This is a genomic window from Pseudomonas sp. AC083 (genome assembly GCF_979253165.1).
In genome coordinates this window covers 1-24,875 of the sequence record NZ_CEEDDH010000013.1, presented here as the reverse complement: position 1 = coordinate 24,875, position 24,875 = coordinate 1, and the positions used below count along the sequence as shown (strand labels likewise).

15 protein-coding genes are annotated in these 24,875 nt (G+C 61.8%); 8 read left to right on the top strand and 7 right to left on the bottom strand.

Annotated elements, in window-relative coordinates:
* Window positions 1-41: 41 nt before the first annotated feature.
* From AC0IXA_RS18460 to AC0IXA_RS18435, 6 genes are all read right to left on the bottom strand, one after another.
* Window positions 42-3,248 carry a transporter substrate-binding domain-containing protein gene (locus AC0IXA_RS18460; protein WP_471814267.1) on the bottom strand — a complete coding sequence of 1,069 codons (3,207 nt, stop codon included), beginning with the start codon at window positions 3,246-3,248 and terminating at the stop codon, window positions 42-44.
* A 10-nt stretch (window positions 3,249-3,258) separates the two neighbouring features.
* The gene (locus AC0IXA_RS18455; RefSeq protein ID WP_024012369.1) at window positions 3,259-3,891 is read right to left on the bottom strand and encodes a response regulator transcription factor; all 633 of its coding nucleotides are present in this window, start codon (window positions 3,889-3,891) and stop codon (window positions 3,259-3,261) included.
* Between the two features lie 125 nt (window positions 3,892-4,016).
* The gene (locus AC0IXA_RS18450) at window positions 4,017-4,451 is read right to left on the bottom strand and encodes an ANTAR domain-containing protein (RefSeq protein WP_024012368.1); all 435 of its coding nucleotides are present in this window, start codon (window positions 4,449-4,451) and stop codon (window positions 4,017-4,019) included.
* 230 nt (window positions 4,452-4,681) lie between these two features.
* Complete coding sequence (gene mgtA, locus AC0IXA_RS18445) at window positions 4,682-7,381, bottom strand: magnesium-translocating P-type ATPase (RefSeq protein WP_471814265.1); 2,700 nt, start codon at window positions 7,379-7,381, stop codon at window positions 4,682-4,684.
* 559 nt (window positions 7,382-7,940) lie between these two features.
* Window positions 7,941-9,278 (bottom strand): lysine N(6)-hydroxylase/L-ornithine N(5)-oxygenase family protein, encoded by a 1,338-nt coding sequence (locus AC0IXA_RS18440; protein WP_016773905.1) that lies wholly within the window; start codon window positions 9,276-9,278, stop codon window positions 7,941-7,943.
* Window positions 9,279-9,410: 132 nt separating this feature from the next.
* Window positions 9,411-9,893: a sigma-70 family RNA polymerase sigma factor gene (locus AC0IXA_RS18435; RefSeq protein WP_016773904.1), complete on the bottom strand. Its 483-nt coding sequence runs from the start codon at window positions 9,891-9,893 to the stop codon at window positions 9,411-9,413.
* Between the two features lie 280 nt (window positions 9,894-10,173).
* On the opposite strand from AC0IXA_RS18435, the gene AC0IXA_RS18430 reads away from it, so the two are divergent.
* Genes AC0IXA_RS18430 through AC0IXA_RS18420 form a run of 3 tightly spaced genes read left to right on the top strand, consistent with a single transcriptional unit; the run spans window position 10,174 to window position 14,710 of the window.
* Entirely contained in the window at window positions 10,174-11,337 is a 1,164-nt protein-coding gene (locus AC0IXA_RS18430; protein ID WP_471814262.1) for an efflux RND transporter periplasmic adaptor subunit, read from the top strand.
* Window positions 11,338-13,308, top strand: coding sequence for a MacB family efflux pump subunit (locus AC0IXA_RS18425; RefSeq protein WP_471814260.1), 1,971 nt, complete (start codon window positions 11,338-11,340; stop codon window positions 13,306-13,308).
* 7 nt (window positions 13,309-13,315) lie between these two features.
* Window positions 13,316-14,710, top strand: coding sequence for an efflux transporter outer membrane subunit (locus AC0IXA_RS18420; RefSeq protein WP_471814258.1), 1,395 nt, complete (start codon window positions 13,316-13,318; stop codon window positions 14,708-14,710).
* Window positions 14,711-14,941: 231 nt separating this feature from the next.
* Here the strand turns inward: AC0IXA_RS18420 and pvdP are convergent, their stop codons facing one another.
* A complete protein-coding gene (gene pvdP / locus AC0IXA_RS18415; protein ID WP_471814256.1) occupies window positions 14,942-16,567 on the bottom strand; it encodes a pyoverdine maturation tyrosinase PvdP in 1,626 nt (541 codons plus the stop codon).
* Window positions 16,568-16,774: 207 nt separating this feature from the next.
* On the opposite strand from pvdP, the gene pvdM reads away from it, so the two are divergent.
* The 5 genes from pvdM (at window position 16,775) to AC0IXA_RS18390 (ending at window position 24,704) form a co-directional block, all read left to right on the top strand.
* Entirely contained in the window at window positions 16,775-18,139 is a 1,365-nt protein-coding gene (gene pvdM, locus AC0IXA_RS18410; protein WP_460154254.1) for a pyoverdine-tailoring dipeptidase-like protein PvdM, read from the top strand.
* On the top strand, window positions 18,136-19,422 hold the full coding sequence (pvdN, locus tag AC0IXA_RS18405) for a pyoverdine-tailoring periplasmic protein PvdN (protein ID WP_471814253.1): 1,287 nt from the start codon (window positions 18,136-18,138) through the stop codon (window positions 19,420-19,422). Before pvdM ends, pvdN begins: the two co-directional genes overlap by 4 nt.
* Before the next feature lie 36 nt (window positions 19,423-19,458).
* A complete protein-coding gene (gene pvdO, locus AC0IXA_RS18400) occupies window positions 19,459-20,346 on the top strand; it encodes a dihydropyoverdine dehydrogenase (protein ID WP_076567034.1) in 888 nt (295 codons plus the stop codon).
* Window positions 20,347-20,455: 109 nt separating this feature from the next.
* Window positions 20,456-22,105, top strand: a complete 1,650-nt coding sequence (locus AC0IXA_RS18395; protein ID WP_024012358.1) for a cyclic peptide export ABC transporter — start codon at window positions 20,456-20,458, stop codon at window positions 22,103-22,105.
* 115 nt (window positions 22,106-22,220) lie between these two features.
* Window positions 22,221-24,704 (top strand): TonB-dependent siderophore receptor, encoded by a 2,484-nt coding sequence (locus AC0IXA_RS18390; protein WP_471814251.1) that lies wholly within the window; start codon window positions 22,221-22,223, stop codon window positions 24,702-24,704.
* Window positions 24,705-24,875: the final 171 nt, after the last annotated feature.

Here is a 24,875-nt window from a genome sequence, read left to right as displayed (position 1 = left end):
ATTTCGCGAGCAGGCTCGCTTCCACAGGAGTCTGCAATGGTTCAGAGGCACCGTGCGAGGCCGTGCATGGCTTCGCGCAACCTGTCGATGGCACGCTCGATAAACGCGTTTTCACCGTCTCGGCATGCCGTGTCCAGATCTGCACACGCCGCAACAACCCGCGCTGCCCCAACCATTTGCGCACCGCCCCTGATGCGATGGGCCAGCTCACGCAGGCCGTTGCGGTCGCCGACGCGGGTCTGATCCAAAGCCTGCAGATCGTCGCGCAAGCTATTGCCGACTTCCTTGCGCAAACGCTCGATCAACGAGTGATCGGCACCGGCCATCTGCTCCAGGGCACTCAGATCAATCTCGACGGGCTCGGCACTTGGCGGTTCATCTTCGTGGCGCTCGCAACGATGAGCGCCTTTCAGGGCTTCAGCCAGATCATGCAAGCGAATCGGTTTGAACAGGCAGCCGTCCATGCCGGCATCCAGACAACGCAGGCGCTCTTCGATCTGCGCGTTGGCCGTAAAACCGAGGATCAGACAGGGCCTGCGGCCGCTGGCGGCTTCTTCGTTGCGAATCGCCTGCGCCAGCTCATAGCCATTGCGGCGCGGCATGTTGCAGTCGGTGATCACCACATCGAAGGCCTGGGTTCGCCAGCGGTCCAGCCCCTGTTCTCCGTCGCCCACGTCTACCGTGCGATGCCCCAATTCACTCAGTTGCCAGCACATCAGCAAGCGATTGACCGGGTGATCGTCGACCACCAACACGCTTAATACACAGGTCGCGGCTGCCGCCTCGGGCGTTGCCAGTGTGGTCGTCACCAACGTCAACAGCGGCAACTGGATATTGATTTTTACTCGCGTGCCTTGCCCGAGATCACTATCGAGACCCAGCGTGCCGCCCATCATTTCGCAGAGGTTACGGCTGATCACCAGCCCCAGGCCGGAACCGCTGCGCACCGCTTGAAGGCTATTGCTCGCTTGAACGAACGGGCTGAACAGGCGCTTTTGATCTTCAGCACTTATACCGATGCCGCTGTCTTCGATCAGCACTTGCACACTCACTTGCTCGTGCGATATCGCAACGATCTGCAGTCGCAGGCAGACGTCACCTGACTGGGTGAATTTGATCGCATTGCTCAACAGGTTCGACAGCACCTGTTTGAAGCGCGTCGGATCAATCAGCACATCCACGTCGGCGCGCGGATCAAGTTCGATGCGCCACAAGAGCCGTTTCTGCCGCGCCAGCCCTTCGAAAACCCGACACACCGATAACACCGTCTCGCGCAGGTTGGCCCGCTCGGGCGAGAGGGACAAATGCCCCGACTCGATACGGGCGATGTCGAGAATGTCGCCAATCAACGCCAATAATTGCTGGCCGGCATTCGACGCCACCTGAATTGCCAGTCGATCAGTCACGCCCTCCTCTGCGCGCTTGAGCGCCAGTTCGAGCATGCCGATCAAGGCGTTCATCGGTGTGCGAATCTCGTGGCTCATGGTCGCCAGGAAAGTGCTTTTGGCCCGATTGGCCTCATCCGCTGCGTCCTTGGCCTGTTGCAGTTGCAACAACCATTGCTGGCGCTGATGGATCTGCCGACGCTGCCAGCCGATCCAGATCAGGGCCAGCAGCAGCAAGCCTGCGGCGCCGGCAAAACCAAGCAGAATCTCGCGGCGATGGCGCGACCAATAGCTGTCCTCCACCACCACATCGTGGCTCCAGCGCTCGACCAGTTCATCCATTTGCTGCGGCGCGATGCTCAGCAACGCCTTGTTCAGGATCGAGTGCAGCAGCGCCGACTGCGGCGCCGTGGCCAAAGCGATGCGCGCCGGCTGATCGCCTACGGTGCCGGTAATACGCAGGCGGTCGCGGTATTGGCGGGCTATCAAAAAACGCGCCACCAGCAACGAGCTTACCGTCACGTCGACCTGTCCACGGGCAATCAGCGCCATGCCTTCGGCGGGGCTTTTGACTTCGACCAGACGCAGTCCGGGCACGCGTTGCAGGAGGTATTCGCGCAACGGGTGGCCGCGATAGATGGCCAGGCGTTTGCCGGCCAGGTCGTCGAGTGGCAATGGATGTTGGCCGTTCGCTGCGCTGACCAGCACGAACGGATTGTTCAGATAGGCGCGGGTGAATTGCAGCTGCGCTTCCCGCTCGGTGCTCGGCGTCACCACGGGCAAAATATCGAGTGCGCCGGCCTGAAGTTGTTCGAACTGGTCGTTCAGCGAGGTGCCACGCACGATCTCGAAATTCAGCCCGCTGCGCTGTGCAATCAGGCTCAGCAACTGCGCTGCCAGGCCGTTGAAGCGTCCGTCAGCATCGAAAAACGCCAACGGCGCGAAGTCTTCGACAGCGCCGACCCGCACCACCGGGTGCTGATCCAGCCACTGCTGCTCGGCGGCGCTGAGCTGTACCCGCGACTGTTCGGCCATCTCGGCGAGGCCGACGCTCCAGCGCTGTTCGATCAGAAGGCGACGCTCCATGGGCACGGCCAGCAAGGCCTTGTCGACGATGCGTTTGAGCACCACATCGCTGCGCAACAACGCAAAGGCGAACGGATTGGCATCAAGGCCCGACGGCCCGGCCAATTGCAGGTCGTTGCGATAATTGGTGTTGATCAGATAGTTGGCGCTGATGAAGTCGCCCAGGTACACATCGTCGGCACCGAAGGCGACCGCGCCGAGTGCATCCATGGCCGAAGCATAAAGCTGTACGTGGGCGCCGGGGTAGAACGCCTGAACATGGGTCAGCGGCAGGTAATCCTCGACCATGGCGATGCGTTTGCCTGCAAGGTCAGCAGGCAGTTTCTCGTCGTGACGCGTGACCAGCATCGGCTGATCTTCAGCATACGGCCGCGACAGAACAAAGGCCGGATCCGCCGCTTCGAAACTGTTCGAGGTGCCCAGGAGTTCGACGTCAGCGCGCTTGAGTGCGGCCATCAGTGCGGGACGATCGGCGAAACGCCGCACTTCGATCCTGATGCCGAGCAGTTGCGCCAGCAGATCGGCGTAATCGGCGGTCAGCCCTTCCAGCTCATGCTGATTGCGGGTGATTTCGAAGGGCGGGTAATCCGGGCCGGAGATGCCCATGCGCAAGACTGGATGCTCACGCAGCCACTGGCGCTCCCGATCATCGAGGCGCACCTGGATACTTCCCGGTTCGAGGCGCGCCAGCACCTCCAGCGTCTGCGGCTGGTCATTCGCCCCGACCGAGGCAACAAGCCCCAGCCACAGCAATAAAACCCGCAGTCCCTGCGTCATGTCGGGGTACTCAGATCAAGTGATTGCGCTTGGCGAACTCACGCAAAAGCACCAGCGAACCCAGGCCAAGTTTCGCCATCATGCGGGTCTTGTAGGTGCTGACGGTTTTGTGACTCAGGTGCATTTCCAAAGCGATGGCCTTGTTCGGTTTGCCCAGCGCCAGATTCACGAAAATGCATAACTCTCGATCGGACAGCTGCGCGATCAGCTCCTTTTCCGTGCGTTGCACGGCGTTGTACAGACCGCTGGTATTGGGCAATGCGGAGAAATAAGTGTGGCCGGACATCAATGCCTTGATGGCTTCGTGCAGCAGAGTCAGTTGATTGCTCTTGGTCACGTAGCCCCGTGCGCCGGCGCGTAGACAGCGCTCCTGGTAATGCGTGGGCTCATGCATGCTGAACACCAGCACCCGGCAACGCGCCGTTGGCGCCTTGATCTGGATTCGCGTCAGCACTTCCAGACCGTCCATCGATCCCAGCCCCAGATCGAGCACAACCAGGTGCGGATCATGCGCGCAGATCAACGGCACGACTTCATTGCCATTGGACGCTTCATGAATCCGGGTGAAGCCTTGAGCCTGCAGAACGATCCGAATGGCCGCGCGCACGACTGGATGATCATCGACGATCAGCGCTGACTTCATTGGAACTCCTGCAAAATCGAAGACACCGCAACAGTCTGTCCCGGAGTCGGTGGCTGCGCCGGCACTGTTACATGGATGGGCAAGAGAATCACCTGTCAGGTCTGACAGTTGTGCAGAGTGTTTTTTTATGCATTGGCATGGCGCAACGATGCGTGGGCGTCAGGCGCTGCCTGGCGTTCGTCGCAAGTTTCGACTCTCGCCATCACCTGCCCGATGAGCTGTAAATTGGGCAACGGCGTCGGGCTGATCAGCGCGTTTTCTTCTGCAAACCCTGCAAGCGCTTGCAACGGTGCTGATTGTTCGTTGTAGATCAGAGCATGGCGAACCTGTGGGTTATCGAGCAGAAAGCCCAGCAGATCGAGAGAGCCTGCCGCCAATTCGGCATTGATCACCAGCACATCGAACGGCTCGCAGCCATAGTCGACCAGGGTCAACAGTTCGCCGAGAGTCTGCACCGGGGCGACGCGGTAGTAGCCGAGCGCGTTGAACAGGCGCTCGATTTTCATGCGATGAAAATGCTGCGGGTCGGCGATCAGGATGCGCAACGCTTTGTTGCTCATGGTCATTCTCCCGGTGAGGTTTGGGGAGGGCAAGACTACGCAAGCGTCGGCGATAGCTCTGTAGGACTTTTCCTAAAAATTCGGTCATTCATCCGGCGGCCCTGACGCACCAATATCCCCTGCGGGAGCGAGCCTGCTCACGAAGGGGCTATACCAGTCAGAGATGTACTGACTGACACGACGCCTTCGCGAGCAGGCTCGCTCCCACAGGGGAAAGCATTCCATGGCGGTTATTGCCAGCCGAACCGGCGGATGTAGAAGCCTTTAACGGCTTGGGTCAGCGCCATGTACGCCAGCAGAATCACCGGTAGAAACACGAAATACAGTGACGGCAGCGCCTGCAATTTGAAGTAATGCGCCAGCGGCCCCATTGGCAGGAAGATGCCGACCGCCATGATGACCCCGGTCATCACCAGCAGCGGCATGGCGGCGCGGCTTTGCAGGAACGGGATCTTCGGCGTGCGGATCATGTGCACGATCAGCGTCTGGGTCAGCAACCCGACCACAAACCAGCCGGACTGGAACAGCGTCTGGTGATCCGGGGTGTTGGCGTCGAACACGTACCACATCAAGGCGAACGTCGTGATATCGAAGATCGAACTGATCGGGCCGAAGAACAGCATGAAGCGCCCGACGTCAGCCGGCTGCCAGCGCTGCGGCTGTTTCAGCATCTCGTCGTCGACGTTATCGAACGGAATGGCGATCTGCGAAATATCGTAGAGCAGGTTCTGCACCAGCAGGTGCATCGGCAGCATCGGCAGGAACGGGATGAACGCGCTGGCAACCAGCACCGAGAACACATTGCCGAAGTTGGAGCTGGCAGTCATCTTGATGTACTTGAGCATGTTGGCGAAGGTGCGCCGCCCTTCGAGCACGCCCTCCTCCAGCACCATCAGGCTTTTTTCCAACAGGATGATATCCGCCGCTTCCTTGGCGATGTCCACCGCGCTGTCCACGGAAATGCCGATGTCGGCGCTGCGCAGCGCCGGCGCGTCGTTGATACCGTCGCCCATGAACCCGACCACATGGCCGTTGCCCTTGAGAATGCCGACGATACGCTCTTTGTGCGACGGCGTGAGTCTGGCGAAGACGTTGGTCGTCTCAACCGCCACGGCCAGTTCGGCATCGCTCATGCGCTCAATGTCATTGCCCAGCAGCAAACCCTGCTGCGCGAGGCCTACCTCACGGCAGATTTTCGCCGTCACCAGTTCGTTGTCACCGGTCAGCACCTTGACCGCTACGCCATGCTCGGCCAAAGCCTTGAGCGCTGGCGCGGTGCTTTCCTTCGGCGGATCGAGGAACGCCACGTAACCGATCAGCGTCAGTTCCTGCTCATCGGCCAGGCTGTAAATTTCACGACCTGCTGGCATTGAGCGAGCCGCGACCGCCACCACGCGCAGACCTTCGGCGTTGAAAGCGCCGGTGACCTGGCGAATCCGCGCCAGCAATTCATCGCTCAATGCCTCATCAACTTCGCCGTGACGCACCCGGCTGCACACCGCCAGCACTTCTTCCACCGCGCCTTTGCAGATCAATTGATGGGGCTGACCGCGGCTCTCCACCACCACCGACATGCGCCGGCGATTGAAGTCGAACGGGATCTCATCGACCTTGCGAAACACGCTGCCGACTTTCAGTTCGCGATGGACTTCCACGTGTTCGAGCACGGCGACATCCAGCAGGTTTTTCAGGCCGGTCTGGTAGTAGCTGTTGAGGTAGGCCAGTTCCAGCACAGCGTCAGAATCCTCACCCCAGACGTCGACATTCCGCGCGAGAAAGATCTTGTCCTGAGTCAGGGTGCCGGTCTTGTCGGTGCACAGCACATCCATGGCGCCGAAGTTCTGGATCGCGTCGAGGCGTTTGACGATGACCTTTTTGCGCGATAGAAACACGGCGCCTTTGGCCAGGGTCGAAGTGACGATCATCGGCAGCATTTCCGGAGTCAGGCCGACGGCAATCGACAGCGCGAAGAGCAGCGCTTCGCTCCAGTCGCCCTTGGTGAAACCGTTGATGAACAGCACCAGCGGCGCCATGACGAACATGAAGCGGATCAGCAGCCAGCTGACCTTGTTGACGCCCTGCTGAAACGAGGTCACCGCCCGGTCCGTCGCGCCGACCCGTTGCGCCAACGCACCGAAGTAGGTGCTGTTGCCGGTGGTGAGAATCAGCGCAATCGCGCTGCCGGACACGACGTTGGTGCCCATGAACAGAATGTTGTCCAGCTCGAGCGGGTTACGCGTGTCGCGATCGGTGTGCCGGGTGAATTTCTCCACCGGCATCGATTCACCGGTCATCGCTGCCTGGCTGACGAACAGGTCCTTGGCGCTGAGCACGCGGCAATCGGCGGGAATCATGTCGCCGGCCGAGAGCACGATGAGATCGCCGGGTACCAGTTGCTTGATCGGCAGCTCCCGGCGTGGGCCATCGCGGCGCAGCACCGTGGCGGTGTTGCTGACCATGGCTTTGAGCGCATCGGCGGCCTGATTGGATTTGCTCTCTTGCCAGAAGCGCAGCAGCGTCGACAGCACCACCATGGAGAAAATCACCACGGCCGCCTTGAGGTCTTCGGTCAGCCAGGAGATCACCGCGAGCAAGGTCAGCAGCAGGTTGAACGGATTTTTGTAGCAGTGCCACAGATGGGTCCACCATGGCAGCGGCTGCTCGTGTTCGACTTCGTTGAGGCCGTGTTGCGCACGCAGTGCATCGGCCTCGACCTCGGTGAGCCCCTCGCCGTGCGTGCCCAACGACGACAGCAACGCGGCGCTGTCGGCATGGGCGGCAGCCACCAGCGTACTGGCCAGCGTCGGCGGCACTTCACGGTTGACCTTGGTGTCGTTGATCGAATCCAGCAACGCGAGGCGACGGAAGTGCCGGGCGATGTGACGGCTGCGCAGAAAGCCTGCGAAAAATTCCTTGAGCGTGAGTTTCATGGCTGTGTCCCCTGTGGTCAGCCGGGAAACCGTCGAGCAGGTACCGCCGCGCCCTGGCACCGGGACAACCGGCACGGCAAGGCGTGGCGCGCCGGTCGGGTATGACAGGCGTGTCGATAGGCTGCGATGACGACTGAGGTCGCCATCACGCCTGGTTCAGCGTCGATGAGGAGGACGTCGAGACACGACCCAAAACGGGTCGTGCACGGGATGCCGCTGCTCGCTGTTACGGCGAGACAACGGCAGGGAAAGGCTGCGCGTTATCTTGCCGAGAATCTGCCGGTGATCGAGACCGGCCGACAACTGTCACTCGAACAAGTACCCACTGTGGGTCTCCGCAATTGATGAAAACGCGCGCAGCTTACGCCCGCAGCGAAACGGCGGGAAGAGGTGTTTTCGGCGAATGTGGGGGGTGTTCAGGAAGGGTTCAGATTCAGGATCTGTGGGGCTTTCCATGGCCCCTTCGCGAGCAGGCTCGCTCCCACATTCTGGCCTGCGTTCACAGAACCATTGTGGGAGCGAGCCTGCTCGCGAAGGCGATATGTCAGGCAATGCAGATTCAGCTGGCAGTGGCCAACAACAACTCCGCCACCGAGCGACTGTGCCCGCGCTGTTTGCCATGCTCGTACAACGAGCCAGCGATTTCATCGGCGCGAATCGGCAGCACCGACAGCAGCGTATCGCTCAGGCCATGGCTGGCCTGGCAGAAGCCCTGCATATAAATGCCGGCCTTGCAGCGCTCGTCGGTGATCAGTTTGTAGTTGCGATCGACCTCGAACTCACCGAGGTATTCCTCCAGCGGCGCGAGCAACTTGCGGTGCATCTGCCGCTCGTAACCGGTGGCCAGCACCACGGCGTCATAGATTCGCACCGTGACTTCGCCGGTGGCATTGTTGCGCACTGCCAGTTCTATACCGTTTGCCGTGGCAGTGGCGCTCTCGACGGTGGTCAGGGTGCGGAACGCATGGCGGGCAATCCCGGAAACCTTCTGCCGGTAGAAGATGCCGTAGATGCGTTCGATCAGGTCGATGTCAACCACCGAATAGTTGGTGTTGTGGTACTCGTTGACCAGACGCTCGCGCTCGACGCTGTTCTGCTGAAACACCAGATCGGTGAACTCCGGCGAGAACACCTCGTTGACGAACGGGCTGTCATCCGCAGGCTTCAACGCCGAACCACGCAGGATCATGTCGACCTGCACCGACGGGAATGAATCATTCAGGTCGATAAAGGCTTCCGCCGCGCTCTGCCCGCCACCGATGATGGCGATGCTCATCGGTTGGTTGTTCACGCACGGCTGCCTGGCCATTTGCGACAGATATTGCGAATGGTGGAATACCCGGTGATCGCCCTTCAGTGCTTTGAACGCCTCCGGAATGCGCGGTGTGCCGCCAGCGCTGACCACCACCGAACGCGTGGTACGCACGAATTGCTGGCCGTCGCTGCCCCGGGAAATCACCCGCAAGGCCTCAACCTGCTGGTTGTGCAACACCGGTTCGATGAACTGCACTTCTTCGCCATAACGGCTCTGCGCGGTGAACTGCCCGGCCACCCAGCGCAGGTAATCGTTGTACTCCATGCGGCATGGATAAAAGGTGCCGAGGTTGATGAAGTCGACCAGACGCCCGTGGTGCTTGAGGTAGTTGACGAACGAGTAAGGGCTGGTCGGATTGCGCAGGGTCACCAGGTCCTTGAGGAAGGAAATCTGCAACTCGCTCTGCGTCGACAAGGTGTTGCCGTGCCAGCTGTAAGTGGCCTGCTTGTCGAGGAACAGCACATCCAGTTCGCCCTGGATCCGGCCGCGCTCCTGCAGAGCGATGGCCAGTGCCAGGTTCGAAGGGCCGAAACCGACGCCGATCAGGTCGTGAACGATGGGCGATGCAATTGCCTGTGTCATTTCCAGTGTCCTCTGGATGAACCCCTCAACGCGGGGAAAAAAGCCTGGGTGGCCTGACCGGCCTGAATCAGGTCAGCAGGTCGTCTGTTGAGTAGGAACGAGGACGATGAAAGGAAATTTAACCGGCGCGGATCACTGGCCATCCCATTGCTGGATGCGCAGGCGGCAATGCTTCATGGCGTTGACGATGTGTTTTTCCACCAGTGCCCGGGAGATGCCGAGGGTCTGGGCGATTTCCGGATGGGACATTCCTTCGATCTTGCGCAGCAGAAAACTGTCGCGGCACAGCGGCGGCAGCTCGGCCAGTGCGCGCTGAAGCATTTCCAGGCGCTGTCCGTGATCAAGGGTGCCGTGAGGCGAGGGAGTGAAATAGCGCTCTTCGTTATCCAGCACGTCCAGCGATTCGACCTGGCGCAGCGCGTTGCGGCGGTGATCATCGATAACCAGGTTCAGCGCGGTGCGATAAAGGAAGGCCCGGGGTTGTTCGATCGGCACCTCGCTGGAGCGCTCCAGCACGCGTACATAGGCGTCATGCACCACATCCTCGGCGACCTGACGGTTGCCCAGTCTGGCGTTGAGGAAACACACCAGCTCACGATAGTAGTTTTCCAACATGACTCCCGACCGCATCGATGCCGTTTCTGTCCTTGAGCGCACTGATCAGACCTGCGAATCACGCAGTAGCAAGATAGTGGCAACTTGAGGTGCGTAATTTATAGTAATTCTCATATAGATTTAAAGAGTTGATTCCATATCCCGGACAAATAGTCGTGGCCCGGCGTGCGGTAACTCGATGTGTCTGCGGCTAAATTCCGTCGCCCATGCCTCGTTTACAGGACAGCCCCTGTGTCTGTCGTGCCTTGCGACGGGCCGCAACCACTGGCCGGAACCCTGCATGAATCGTCCCCGCCCCGCCCGTCGCGCGCTATTTGCCGCCCTCTGTCTGATTCCCGTGATCGCCGTCGCTGCCTGGCAAGTCTTGCCACCCGGTCGCGACGCCGTTGCCACTGTGCAGGTCAGCCGCGGCGATATCGAAAACAGCGTGACAGCGCTCGGCACCTTGCAGCCGCGCCGCTATGTGGATGTCGGCGCACAGGCTTCGGGGCAGATTCAGAAGATTCACGTCGAGGCCGGCGATACCGTCAAGGAAGGCCAGTTGCTGGTGGAAATCGACCCGTCGACACAGAAAGCCAAGCTCGATGCCGGGCGTTTTTCCATCGAAAACCTCAAGGCGCAGTTGCAGGAGCAACGCGCCCAGCACGATCTGGCGCAGCAGAAATACCAGCGCCAGCAGAAACTCGCCGCAGGTGGCGCCACCCGCGAAGAAGACGTGCAGACCGCGCGCGCCGAGGTACGCGCAACGCAGGCGCGCATCGACATGTTCCAGGCGCAGATCCGCCAGGCCCAGGCCAGCCTGCGCAGCGACGAAGCGGAGCTCGGTTACACGCGCATCTACGCGCCGATGAGCGGCACCGTGGTCGCCGTCGGTGCGCGCGAAGGCCAGACCCTCAACGCGCAGCAACAGACCCCGCTGATCCTGCGCATCGCCCGACTGTCGCCGATGACGGTATGGGCCGAAGTTTCGGAGGCCGACATTGGCCACGTCAAACCGGGCATGACCGCCTACTTCACCACGCTCAGCGGCGGCACTCGACGCTGGAGCAGCACGGTGCGACAGATCCTGCCGGTGCCACCACGTCCGCTTGAACAGAATCAGGGCGGCAGTCCTACCAGCGGCCGCAGCGGCAGCGAACGCGTGGTTCTTTATACCGTGCTGCTCGACGTCGACAACGCCGATCACAGCCTGATGACCGACATGACCGCCCAGGTATTTTTCGTCGCCGAACAGGCGCAAGACACCCTGACCGTGCCGACTGCCGCCCTGCAACCGGGCTCGCGTCCGCAGTGGCAGCGGGCGCAGATCGTCGCCGCCAACGGTGATATTCAGGCGCGTGAAGTACGCACCGGCATCAGCGATCGCCTGCGCACCCAGGTGCTCGAAGGTCTGGCCGAGGGCGAGCATGTTCTCAGCGCGCCGGCCACTGCTCATGGAGGCTGAATGCACACGCCCCTGATCGACCTGCGGCAGATCCGCAAAGCCTATGGCGGTGATGACAGCCCGCTGGTGGAAGTGCTGCGCGGGATCGATCTGTCGATCCACGCCGGCGAATTCGTCGCCATCGTCGGCGCCTCCGGTTCGGGCAAATCGACGCTGATGAACATTCTCGGTTGCCTCGACCGCCCCACCAGCGGCGAGTATCTGTTCGCCGGGGAAAATGTCGCGCAGCTGGACAGCGATGAACTGGCCTGGCTGCGCCGCGAAGCCTTCGGTTTTGTCTTTCAGGGCTACCACCTGATCCCGTCCGGTTCGGCCCAGGAAAACGTCGAGATGCCAGCGATCTATGCCGGCACCCCGGCCGCCGAGCGGCATGCCCGAGCTCACGCACTGCTGGAACGTCTCGGCCTCGGCACTCGCACTGGCAATCGTCCGCATCAGCTTTCCGGCGGCCAGCAACAGCGGGTGTCGATTGCCCGTGCGCTGATGAACGGCGGCCATATCATCCTCGCCGACGAGCCGACTGGCGCCCTCGACAGCCACAGCGGCGCCGAGGTCATGAGCCTGCTCGACGAACTCGCCGATCAAGGCCATGTGGTGATCCTCATCACCCACGACCGCGAAGTGGCGCAACGGGCCAAACGCATCATCGAAATCCGTGACGGCCTGATCATCAGCGACAGCGCCGAGCACGCGTGCGCGCCGCCTGCGCCCAATCCCGGGGCGTTGCAAGCGGTCGACCTGCGCCAGCGCCTGAGCAACGGCAGCAGCCAGACCGGCGCCTGGAAAGGTGAACTGCTCGACGCTGTACAAGCGGCGTGGCGGGTGATGTGGATCAACCGCTTTCGCACGGCGCTGACCCTGCTGGGCATCGTCATTGGCGTGGCCTCGGTGGTGGTCATGCTCGCCGTCGGCGAAGGCAGCAAACGTCAGGTCATGGCGCAAATGGGTGCGTTCGGCTCGAACATCATTTACCTCAGCGGCTCGGCGCCGAACCCGCGCACGCCGGAGGGCATCATCACCCTCGACGATGTTGCCGAACTGTCCGCCCTGCCCCAGGTGGAGCGCATCATGCCGGTCAACGGCTCGACCGCCGGGGTGCGCTTTGGCAATGCCGACCACAGCAGTTACGTCGGCGGCAATGACACCAACTTTCCGCAGATTTTCAACTGGCCGGTGATCCAGGGCAGTTACTTCACCCAGGCCGACGAGGACAGCGCCGCCGCCGTCGCGGTGATCGGCACCAAGGTCCGCGACAAATTGCTCAAGGATGTCGCCGACCCCATCGGCCAATACATCCTCATCGAAAACGTGCCGTTCCAGATCCTCGGCGTGCTCGCCGAAAAAGGCGCCAGCTCCGGCGACTCTGATAGCGACAACCGCATTGCCGTGCCCTATTCGGCGGCGAGCACGCGACTGTTCGGCAGCCGCAATCCGCAATACGTGGTGATTGCCGCCAAGGACGCGCGCAAGGTCAAGGACGCCGAACAGGCCATCGAACAGGCGATGTTGCGTCGGCACCACGGCAAGAAGGATTTCGAGCTGACCAACAATGCCGCGATGATCCAGGCCGAAGCGCGCACGCAAGGCACGCTGTCGCTGATGCTGGGGGCGATTGCGGCGATTTCCCTGCTGGTCGGCGGTATCGGCGTGATGAACATCATGCTCATGACCGTACGCGAACGTACCCGCGAGATCGGTATCCGCATGGCCACCGGCGCCCGTCAGCGCGACATCCTCCGTCAGTTTCTCACTGAAGCGCTGATGCTCTCGGTGGTCGGCGGAATCGCCGGGATCGGCCTGGCGCTGCTGGTCGGCGGCGTGTTGTTGCTCAGCGGCGTGGCGATCGCCTTTCAAGGGCTGGCGGTGATCGGTGCGTTCGCCTGTGCGCTGGTCACCGGCGTCATCTTCGGCTTTATGCCGGCCCGCAAAGCTGCCCGGCTTGACCCGGTCACGGCCCTTACCAGTGAATGATCGACCTATGAATGTGCGACTGACCTTCCTCGCCGCCAGCCTGTTGCTGGCGGCCTGCAGCAGCCCGGCGCCGCGCCTGGACAGCGGCGTGCAGCCACCGAGCGCGTGGCAGTCCGCCGACACCCCCGGCGCGCTGCAGAGCAATCGGCAATGGTGGACGCAATTCGGCAGCCCTGAACTGGAGCGGCTGGTGGAACAGGCGCGGCTGGGCAGCTATGACCTCGCCGCCGCCGTGGCGCGAGTCAGACAGGCCGAGGCCAGCGCAACCATCGCCGGCGCCCCGTTGCTGCCGGAACTCAAGGCCGGGCTGAATGCCAACCGGCAGAAACTGATCCACGGCAAGGGCTACAGCCAATTGGATGTCAGCCCGGAGAATCGCTCGCTGGACTACTACGATGCCGAGCTCAGCGCCAGTTACGAGATCGATTTCTGGGGCGGCAAGCGTGCCGCCCGCGACAGTGCGGTGTTCGGCGTGCAGGCCAGCGAGTTCGACCGCGCCACCGTCGAGCTGACCTTGCTCAGCGGCGTCGCCAACAGTTACACCCAAACCCTGGCCTTGCGTGAGCAGGCGCGCATTGCCGCACTCAATCTGGCCAATGCGCAAAACGTGCTGCGTCTGGTGCAGACCCGCTTCGACGCCGGCAGCGCCACCGCGCTGGAACTTGCCCAGCAGAAAAGCCTGGTGGCCGAACAACAGCGTCGTCTGCCGCTGGTGCAACAACAGGCGCGCGAAGCACTAATCAGCCTCGCCGCCCTGCTCGGCCAACCAGTGCAAACGTTACCGTTGCCTACGCAATCCTTCGGCCAATTGCACTGGCCGGACATTGCCAGCGGCGTGCCGAGCGAATTGCTCAGTCGGCGTCCGGACATTGCCAGCGCCGAGGCCAAGCTCGCCGCAGCCCAAGCTGATGTCACCGTCGCCCGCGCCGCGATGCTGCCGAAAATCACCCTGACCGCCAGCCTCGGCAGCGGCGCCGATCTGGCCGCCGATTTGCTGCGCACGACGTTCTACAACCTGTCCTCGGGGCTGACCGCGCCGATCTTCAACAACGGCCGCCTCAGCGCCGAACGCGACAAGGCCAAGGCGCGGCAGGATGAGCTGCTGGAGACCTATCGCGGGGCAATCATCAACAGCTTCGCCGACGTCGAAAAAGCCCTCAGCAGCATTCGCGGCCTCGACGAACAACGGCAATGGCAAAGCGAAGAACTGAACCAGGCACAGACCGCCTTCGACATTGCCCAAAGCCGCTACCAGGCCGGCGCCGAAGACCTGCTCACCGTCCTGCAAACCCAGCGCACGCTGTATGCGGCGCAAGACCTCAACGTGCAACTGCGCCTGTCGCGGTTGCAGGCGAGCATTGCCTTGTACAAAGCGTTGGGAGGTGGCTGGGAGGTGATCTGAGGGCAAAGCGTCGACTGAACTGACGTCTTCGCCAGCAGGCTCGCTCCCACAAATGGAATTCGGTTTGGACGGAAATCTCCGCCACGACCAAGGCCCATGTGGGAGCGAGCCTGCTCGCGAAGGGGTCCTGTCAGGCACTGATGCATCTGAATGACACACCGCATTCGCGAGCAGGCTCACTCCCACAAGGGGATTGCGAACTATTCAGAGAGTGTGTGTGTTTGAACCAATCTAGAGCTGTCGGCCCTTGACCTTCAGGTGCCGCGCATACCACGGGCGCTGTGGCACTTTGCGGAACAGTTCGGTCATGTTGTCTTCGTCGCCAAAAGTGATACGCAGCGCCAGTTTCATGGTTTCCGGGTCCATCTCCACGGATCGCCCAGCTTGCAGGCCGGGCACGGTGCTGCAGCCGTGGGTGTCGGGGCCGAGCCAGGGGTCGGCGACTTCCACCCAGCGCCCCGGTGCAAACCATGGCACGCCGTTGACTTCCAGACGGCTCACTTCGCCCGGGTGAAAACGCTCGTGGGCGCGGAACCAGTCTTCCAGACGATCATCGATCCAGCCGTGGAAACGCCAGAACACCGGGTTCACATGGGAGGAAAACGGATCACCGAGAAAGTCGTTTTCCGGCGCATACCAGCGCGCGGCGAAGTCCGCCTGATCGCGCGCCATCGGCACCGGAATGTCGTTGGACGGATCACGAGCCACCGAAGCCCAGCGCATGTGCAGCCAGTCGTGCAGGCCCAGTTCGACTTCCGAACCGAACTGGCCGAGGGTCAATTTCGCCAGGTAACGCGGGTCGCGGTACTGCGATTCCCAGACCAGAAAATTGCTCTGGAAAGTCTCCGCCGCTTTGATGTCGCTGACCCATTTGGTGTACGCGTCATCGCCCTCGGCCAGCCAGGTCGGCGGCAGTGAATTGCCGTCATGATTGTCGAAATAACGCGCGAAGCCCTGGCGGTCACGCTCCAGCTCAGGCTGCGGCTGCGGGAACGCCGGCCAGGAAGGCAAATCCTGCATCGAGCGGGCGATGCCTAGCATGTGCCGATGCATAAAGAAAAAATCCACGCCCGAACCATTGCGATCCTTGCTTGGCCCACGGGCGTCGCGTTCCTTGCCACGTGGCCCGGGCTGCCAGCCGATACCGCGCAGCGCTTCGCGTTTTTTCTCCGAGAGCTTGTGCCACTTGTCGCGGGTAGCGTGCCAGAGCTGATGGAACAACCGATGCTCGGGCGCCACCAGCCAGGCCAACAGTTGCGGATTGAGCCCGGTGCGTTCACGGGCCTCGGGAAAACGCCGCTTGATAGCGATGAACTGATTGTCCAGCTCGGGCAACGCCAACGGCCGATCCAGACGCAGCACTTGTCCGGTGAACGTGGCGCTGCCGGCATTGCCGAACGCAGCCCAGACTTCATCCAGTTTGACTTTGAACTCATACACCGGCGGCGCAAGTGGCGCATCGGTGCGCAGCAGGCGCCAATACATCTCGGCGCCGTTGCCCGGTGCCAGATCGCCAACCACTTGATAGCGCACAGGCCCTTCGGCACGCAAATTGGTGCCGGTGTCGAGATAACCACGCAGGCCGCGCCCACGATGAGCGATGTCGAGAAACAGTTCCAGACCTTGCACAGGCAGACCATCAAGCCCCGCCGCCGCACCGGTAAAGCGAATGTCCCAGACCCCACGCAAATTGTCCGCCAGCTGTTGCCCGGCGGTGTCCGCCAGATCGACCGTGGCCTCGCCCGGGGTGATCGGAAACTCCTCGCGAGTCAGTTCACGATGTGCATAAAAAGCGGCAGGCAGCGCGGCGCCCGTGAGTGCCATGCCCGCCATGAACCAGCGTCGAGAGATCGTCATTGCCCTACCTGTGTCAGCCATGAAGCAGGCTTTATCCAAGCTAGAACGTTTGCTCGGCGGGGAAATTTACGCCGCCGGCAAACATCACCCGCGCCGCTGCCGGGCATTTGTAACGCACACCTAAATTAGCCGTGCAGCCACTCGTTCTTCCCAGATAGAAAAGGCCCCTGCGCCTGTACCTCGACGGCGAACCTGAATGAGATGGCAATGACAAAACCTCGTTGGAAAAAGGCTCTATTCATCGGCCTGCCGCTGGCCCTGGCGATCAGTGCCGGCGCAGGATTTCTGGCCTGGGATTACCTGAACAACCCCGGCTACCCGGTGAAGGTGATGAAACAGGCGACGGAGTTGCAGGATCGCCTGCTGTCGTTCGACAGCCACATCACCGTGCCGCTGAGTTTCGGCAGCCACGACCACGAAGCCGACAAGGATGGCTCGGGCCAGTTCGACCTCATCAAGGCCAATCGCGGACGCTTGTCCGGTGCGGCGCTGACGGTATTCGGCTGGCCGGAAATGTGGAACGGCCCGAACGCCCCGCACCGTCCCACCGAGGGTTTTGTCGAAGAAGCGCGCAATCAGCAGGAGGTGCGCTACAAGATCATTTCCGGGATCGTCCGCGACTTCCCCAATCAGGCCGGCATCGCCTACACACCGGATGATTTCCGCCGCCTGCACGGCGAAGGCAAGTTTGCGATTTTCATCAGCATGCTCAACGCCTACCCGCTGGGCAATGACCTGAGCAAACTCGACCTGTGGGCCGGGCGCGGTATGCGCATGTTCGGTTTCAGTTACATCGGCAACAACAGCTGGGCCGACTCGTCGCGGCCGCTACCGTTTTTCAATGATTCGCCCGATGCCCTCAATGGTCTGTCGGATATCGGCAAACAAGCGGTGCAGCGCTTGAACGATCTGGGCGTGATCATCGACGTGTCGCAAATGTCGACCAAGGCCCTCGAGCAAGTCGCCGAACTGAGCCGCACACCGCTGGTGGCCTCGCACTCGGCGCCCCGGGCGGCGGTGGATATCCCGCGCAACCTCAGCGACAAAGAGCTGCAACTGATCAAGAACAGTGGCGGCGTGGTGCAGGTCGTCGCCTTCTCGCAATACCTGAAACCGCTGACCCAGGGTACGCAGGACAAACTCAATGCGCTGCGTGCGCGCTTCGATCTGCTGCCACTGCCCAACCTCGCCATGGCGCTGATGCCGGGCGATCCGATCATCACCGCCTGGTCGGAACAGAAGCTCGGCCAGTACGCCAGCGGCCTCTACGCGATCCTTGAAGAGGAACCGAAAGCCACTCTCAAGGACTTCGGCGACGCCATCGATTACACGGTGCGCAAGATCGGTATCGACCACGTCGGCATTGCTTCGGATTTCAACGATGGTGGCGGCATCAAGGGCTGGGAAAACGTCGGCGAGATCCGCAACGTCACCGCCGAACTGCTGCAGCGCGGCTACTCCGAAGCGGACATCGCCAAGCTCTGGGGCGGCAACTTCATGCGCGTCTGGGATCAGGTACAAAAAGCCGCGAAACCGGCGCTGGCGTCGCGCCAGGAGGTGGCGCGACCATGACCGACCGTCGCACGTTTCTGAAACAGGCCGGCCTGCTCGCCGCCGCCCTGCCCCTGGGCGCCAGCCTGACTGCACCGGCGGCCGTCGCGGCCGTGCCGAATGCCTCGCGGGACAAATGGGCGCAGTTGCGTCAAATGTTCGATCAGGATCCTCAGGCGATTCACTTCGCCAATTTCCTCGTCACCTCGCATCCCAAACCGGTGCGCGAAGCGATCGAACGCCACCGCGCGGCGCTGGATTTGAATCCGGGTCTGGCGATGGATTGGGATCTGGGCGTCACCGAGAAGCGCGAAGAAAACGTGCGCTATTGGGCAGGCCAGTATCTGCAAGCCAAACCGGCGCAAATCGCCCTGACCGGCAGCACCACCGAAGGCCTGGCGATGATCTACGGCAGCGTGCAGGTGCGCGCGGATCAGGAAATTCTCACCACGGTTCACGAGCATTATTCGACGCGCAACATCCTCGATTTCCGCAGCCGGCGTGACGGCACGCGCGTGCGCAAACTCAAGCTGTTCGAAAACCCGCAGAGCATTTCTCTGGATCAGGTGCTCGACACGATCAATCGCAATATCCGCCCCGAGACCCGCGTGCTGGGCATGACCTGGGTGCATTCGGGCAGCGGCGTGAAGCTGCCGATCAGAGAGATCTCGCGGCTGGTCGATGAGCACAACCGTCAGCGCGAGGACCAGGATCGACTGATCTACGTGGTTGATGGCGTGCACGGTTTTGGCGTCGACGACCTGAGTTTTCCGCAGATGAACTGCGACTTTTTCATCGCCGGCACGCACAAGTGGATGTTCGGCCCGCGCGGCACCGGCATCGTCTGCAGCCGCACGGAAGAACTGACATACGTCAGCCCCAGCGTGCCGACCTTCTCCGAGGCCACCGCGTTCTCGACCATCATGACCCCGGGCGGCTACCACGCCTTCGAGCATCGCTGGGCACTGGACGAAGCGTTCAAGTTGCACCTGCAGCTGGGCAAAGCCGAGGTGCAGACGCGCATTCATCAGCTCAACAGTTACCTCAAGCAACGTTTGCAGGAGCACCGCAACATCGAGTTGGTGACCCCGCTCGACTCGCAGTTCTCCGCCGGTTTCACCTTCTTCCGGATCAAGGGCCAGGACAGCGATGAAGTGGCGGCCTGGCTGATGCAAAACCGGGTGATCTGCGACGCGGTCAGCCGCGACGTCGGGCCGGTGATTCGCACCGCCCCGGGCTTGCTCAACAGCGAAGCCGAAGTGGATCGCTTCATGGACATCCTCGGCAAAAAGCTGCGTGCCTGACCCTCGACTGCCGTTTTCCTTTTAAAGAGACGACCCATGAAAAAGCCTCACGCGTCACTCCTCTCCAAAGCCCTGCCCGCACTGGCGCTAAGCGCCCTCTGCGCTGCGCTGTTGCCCGGCAGCGCGCTGGCGGCGACCGCGCCTGCTGCGGGCAAAGTGTTCAAGGACTGCAAGGACTGCCCGGAAATGGTCGTGTTGCCAACCGGCAGCTACACCATGGGCACGCCGGATGATGAAGTCGGCCGGCAGCCCGACGAAGGCCCGCTGCACACGGTGACGTTCAGCAAACCATTCGCTATCAGCCGCTCGCAGGTGCTGGTGGGCGAATGGGACGCCTACGTGCGCGAGACCGGCAACAAGCCCTACGACTTCGATGATCGCCCGGGCCGTCGTTGCACCGCCGGCAAGCCGGAATTCAAACAGACGCCCCGCGATCCGGCCGTGTGCATGAACGTCGCCGAAGCCCAGGGCTACATCGACTGGCTGTCGAAAAAGACCGGCCACGCCTATCGCCTGCAAAGCGAATCGATCCGCGAATACGCCGCCCGTGGCGGCAGCACCGGGCCTTTCCCGTTCCCGTTCGATGAGGGCAAGGATTACCAGATTTCCAGGCACGCCAACACTTACGGCGCGGCCGATGGCTACAACTTCACCTCGCCGGCCGGCACCTTCCCGGCCAATGCGTTTGGCGTGTTCGACGCCCACGGCAACGTCTACGAATGGACCGCCGATTGCTACCACCCGGACTACTCCGGCGTGCCCGCCGACGGTCGCCCATGGACCCAGGAAAACTGCGAACGCCAGGTCATGCGCGGCAACGATTGGGGCGAAGCGCCGATCTTCTCGCGCTCGGGCAACCGCAACAGCAGCTGGCCGACCAGCAAGGGCGACTGGCTGGGCTTTCGCGTAGTACGCGACCTCTGATCCCGCCCTCGAAGAGCGCAGCCACGCCTGCGCTCGGTTAAAGAAACTCCGCGACCATTCGTTTTCCTTAAGTACCGGCACTCCCTCCGCATCGAAGCAGGAATCCTCCATGACCAAGCCTACGCGTGGGGCGATCAACGAATTGTTCGCCCTGCTCAAGCCCTTCCGCCTGATCGTCTCGGCGTCCATCGTGCTCGGCATGCTCGGCGGCCTGAGCGTCACCGTGCTGCTGGCGACCATCAACAACGCCCTGCATTCCGATGACGGCCTGACCCGCACCGTGGTGATGATCTTCGCCGGCCTCTGTGCCCTGGCCCTGCTGACCACGATCCTGTCGGACATCGGCACCAACTACGTCGGCCAGCACATCATCGCCAAACTGCGCAAAGAGCTGGGGGAGAAAGTCCTGTCGGCGCCGATCGACCAGATCGAACGCTATCGCAGCCATCGCCTGATTCCGGTGCTGACCCACGACGTCGACACCATCAGCGACTTCGCCTTCGCTTTCGCGCCGCTGGCGATTTCGATGACCGTGACCCTTGGCTGCCTCGGCTACCTGGCCATGCTGTCGTGGCCGATGTTTCTGATGATGCTGGTGGCCATCGCCATCGGCACCACCATCCAGGCCATCGCCCGGGCCAAAGGCATGCGCGGCTTCTACGCCGCCCGCGACTCCGAAGACGAACTGCAAAAGCATTACAACGCGATTGCCGAAGGTGCCAAGGAACTGCGTATTCACCGCCCGCGCCGCCAGCGCATGTTCGTCGCCGGCATTCAGAAAACCGCCGAGAAAATCTGCGACACCCAGATCAGATCGATCAACACCTTCGTCATCGCCAAGTCGTTTGGCTCGATGCTGTTTTTCGTGGTCATCGGCATGGCCCTGGCCCTGCAATCGTTGTGGCCGAGTGCCGACAAAGCGGTGATGAGCGGTTTCGTTCTGGTGCTGCTGTACATGAAGGGGCCGCTGGAACACCTGATCAGCACCCTGCCGATCATCAGCCGCGCGCAGATTGCCTTCCGCCGCATTGCAGAACTCAGCGAACAGTTCTCCTCCCCGGAGCCGCACCTGTTGCTGCAGGATCAGGGCAGCAAGCCAGCCGCCGTCAACAGCCTGGAACTGCGCAACGTGCGCTACGCCTTCCCTCCCGTGGAAGGCAGCGAACCGTTCCGCCTCGGCCCGGTGAACCTGCGCATCGAACAGGGCGACATTGTGTTTATCGTCGGTGAGAACGGCTGCGGCAAAACCACGCTGATCAAATTGCTCCTGGGCCTGTACGCGCCGACCGAGGGCGAAATTCGCGTTAACGACAAGCCGATCACTGCGGTCAACCGCGACGATTACCGGCAGAACTTCACGACGATCTTCGCCGACTACTATCTGTTCGATGACCTGATCCAGGGCGATCGTGAAGTGCCGCAGGATGCCACCCGCTACCTCGAGCGTCTGGAGATCGCGCACAAGGTCAGCGTGCGCGACGGCGCGTTCAGCACCACCGACCTGTCCACAGGCCAGCGCAAACGCCTGGCACTGGTCAACGCCTGGCTCGAAGAGCGTCCGGTGCTGGTGTTCGATGAATGGGCGGCGGATCAGGACCCGACCTTCCGGCGGATCTTCTATACCGAGCTGCTGCCCGACCTCAAGCGTCTGGGCAAAACCATCATCGTGATTTCCCACGACGACCGTTACTTCGACGTCGCCGATCAACTGGTGCGCATGGAGGCCGGCAAGGTCAGAAGCGAACTGCAAACCGCTTGATCGAGGCAGCCGCGACCGGGCCGGAGAAAAAACTTTTCCGGTTTGCCGCGGCTTCCTCGTCTTAATGAGATGAATAAGAACCATTAACAACTATACCTGCCAAGGTCTTAACCTCATGTCCGCATCCCGTTTCATGCTTCGCCCTCTGACTCGAGCCCTGCTGATGCACGGCGCGACCCGCACACGCCTGGCCGGTAGCGGCCTGGGTCTGGCACTGACCCTCGCGGCAGCGCCGTATGTCCAGGCCCAGGAATGGACCCTGAACATCCCGGCCCAACCGCTGGCCCAGGCCCTGCAAACCCTCGGTCAGCAGACCAGCCTGCAAATCGTCTACAGCCCGGAAAGCCTGCAAGGCCTGCGCTCCAGCGCCCTCAACGGCCGCTACCAGGATGACGAGTCGCTGAAAGCCATGCTCAGCGGCACCGGCATTCGCTATCAGCGTGACGGCAACACCGTCACCGTGCTCGGCCCGGCCACCGGCGGCAGTGCGATGGAACTGGCGCCGACCAACGTCAACGCCAACCGCCTCGGCGCCACCACCGAAGGCAGCAACTCCTACACCACCGGCGGCGTGACCATCGGCAAAGGCGTGCACTCGCTGAAGGAAACGCCGCAGTCGGTCACGGTGATGACCCGCAAGATGCTCGACGACCAGAACCTCAACACCATCGAACAGGTGATGGAGAAGACCCCGGGCATCACCGTCTACGACTCGCCAATGGGCGGCAAATATTTCTACTCGCGCGGTTTCCGCATGACCGGCCAGTACCAGTACGACGGCGTGCCGCTGGACATCGGCAGCAGCTACGTGCAGGCGGACAGCTTCAACAGCGACATGGCCATCTATGACCGCGTGGAAATCCTTCGCGGCGCGGCCGGCATGATGAAGGGCGCGGGCGGCACCGCCGGCGGCGTCAACTTCGTGCGCAAGCGCGGCCAGGACACCCCGCACACACAGCTGTCGCTGTCGGCCGGCACCTGGGACAACTATCGCGGCCAGGTCGACACCGGCGGCCCGCTGAACGACGCCGGCACCGTGCGTGGCCGCGCCGTGGTGACCCAGCAGACCCGTCAGTATTTCTACGATGTGGCTGAACGCCGCGACCAGATCTACTACGGCGCCCTGGACTTCGACCTCAGCCCCGACACCACCCTCGGTCTGGGCATGGCCTATGAAGATGTCGACGCCACCCCGTGCTGGGGCGGCCTGCCGCGCTACGCCGACGGCTCCGACCTGCACTTGAAACGCTCCACCTGCCTGAACACCTCGTGGAACAACCAGCGCAGCAAACGCGCCACCTACTTCGCCGACGTCAAACACCAGTTCAACGATGACTGGTCGCTGAAAGTCGCCGGTGTCTACTCGCGCAACACTCAGGACATGGAATATTCCTTCCCGAGCGGCACAGTGCCGTTGGGCGCCACAGCCACCAATACGCTGATGCTCGGCAGTACCTATGACTACGATCAGCGCGACTACGGTTTCGATGCTTACGTCGACGGCAAATTCGACGCCTTCGGCCAGCAGCACGAACTGATCGTCGGCGCCAACGCCAGCCGTTCGCACAAGGACGACTTCTACGCGGTGGCGGCATTGCCACAGCGCCAGAACGTGTTCAACCCGAACCACAACATCCCGCAGCCGGATGAAAGCTACTACCTGGCCAACGCCTCCCGTGGCGGCCCGGTGGACATGCACATCAAGCAATACGGCACTTACTCGATCGCCCGCCTGAAACTCGCCGACCCGATGACCCTGGTACTCGGCAGCCGGGTCAGCTGGTACAAATCCGACACCGACTCGGTGCAGTACTTCCGTGGCGAAGGCACCGAGGTCAACACCCAGTCCACCGAAACCGGCCAGGTCACGCCATTCGCCGGCCTGCTCTACGACCTCAACGACAACCTGACCGCCTATGCCAGCTACACCGACATCTTCACCCCGCAAGGCTCGTACAAAACCATCGACGGCAGCACGCTCAAGCCGCTGATTGGCCAGAGCTACGAATTGGGGATCAAGGGTGAGTGGTACGACGGTCGCTTGAACACCACGTTCAACCTGTTCCGCACCATCCAGAAAGACGCGGCCCAGGATGACCTGCGGTGCGAAGACAGCTCCTGCCAGATCAACTCGGGCAAGGTCCGCGCCCAGGGCTTTGAAGCTGAAGTCAGCGGTGAAGTGATCGACCGCCTGCAATTGCTGGCCGGTTATACCTACACCCAGACCAAAGTGCTGGAAGACGCCGATGCTACTCAGGATGGCGCGGTCTACAACTCCTACGTGCCGCGTCACCTGTTGCGCGTCTGGGGTGATTACGCCCTGAGCGGGCCGCTGGATCGTGTGACGATTGGTGCGGGTGTCAATGCACAGACGGGCACCTACCGCGTTTCGCCTCTGGGCGGGGACAATGTCGATGGCGCGGGTTATGCCGTCTGGAACGGTCGCATTGGTTATCGGATCGATGACACCTGGTCGGTGGCGTTGAACGGCAACAACCTGTTCGACAAGCGTTATTACGCGACCATTGGTACCGAGGGGTTCGGTAACTTCTACGGGGATCCGCGCAATTTTGTGATGTCGGTGAAGGCTGATTTCTGATTGGTCTGATGTTTGTTTGGAAGCCCCGCTTTGGCGGGGCTTTTTTGTTATTGGAATTGGGGGCATATCCGTTGTTGCGGGTGCTGCCGCTGGCGGTTTCGCTCTTACAGCGAGTCCCTTTTTCAAACGCCGGAGTGCCGGCCCAGCAAAAAGGAACCAAAAGGCTTTGCC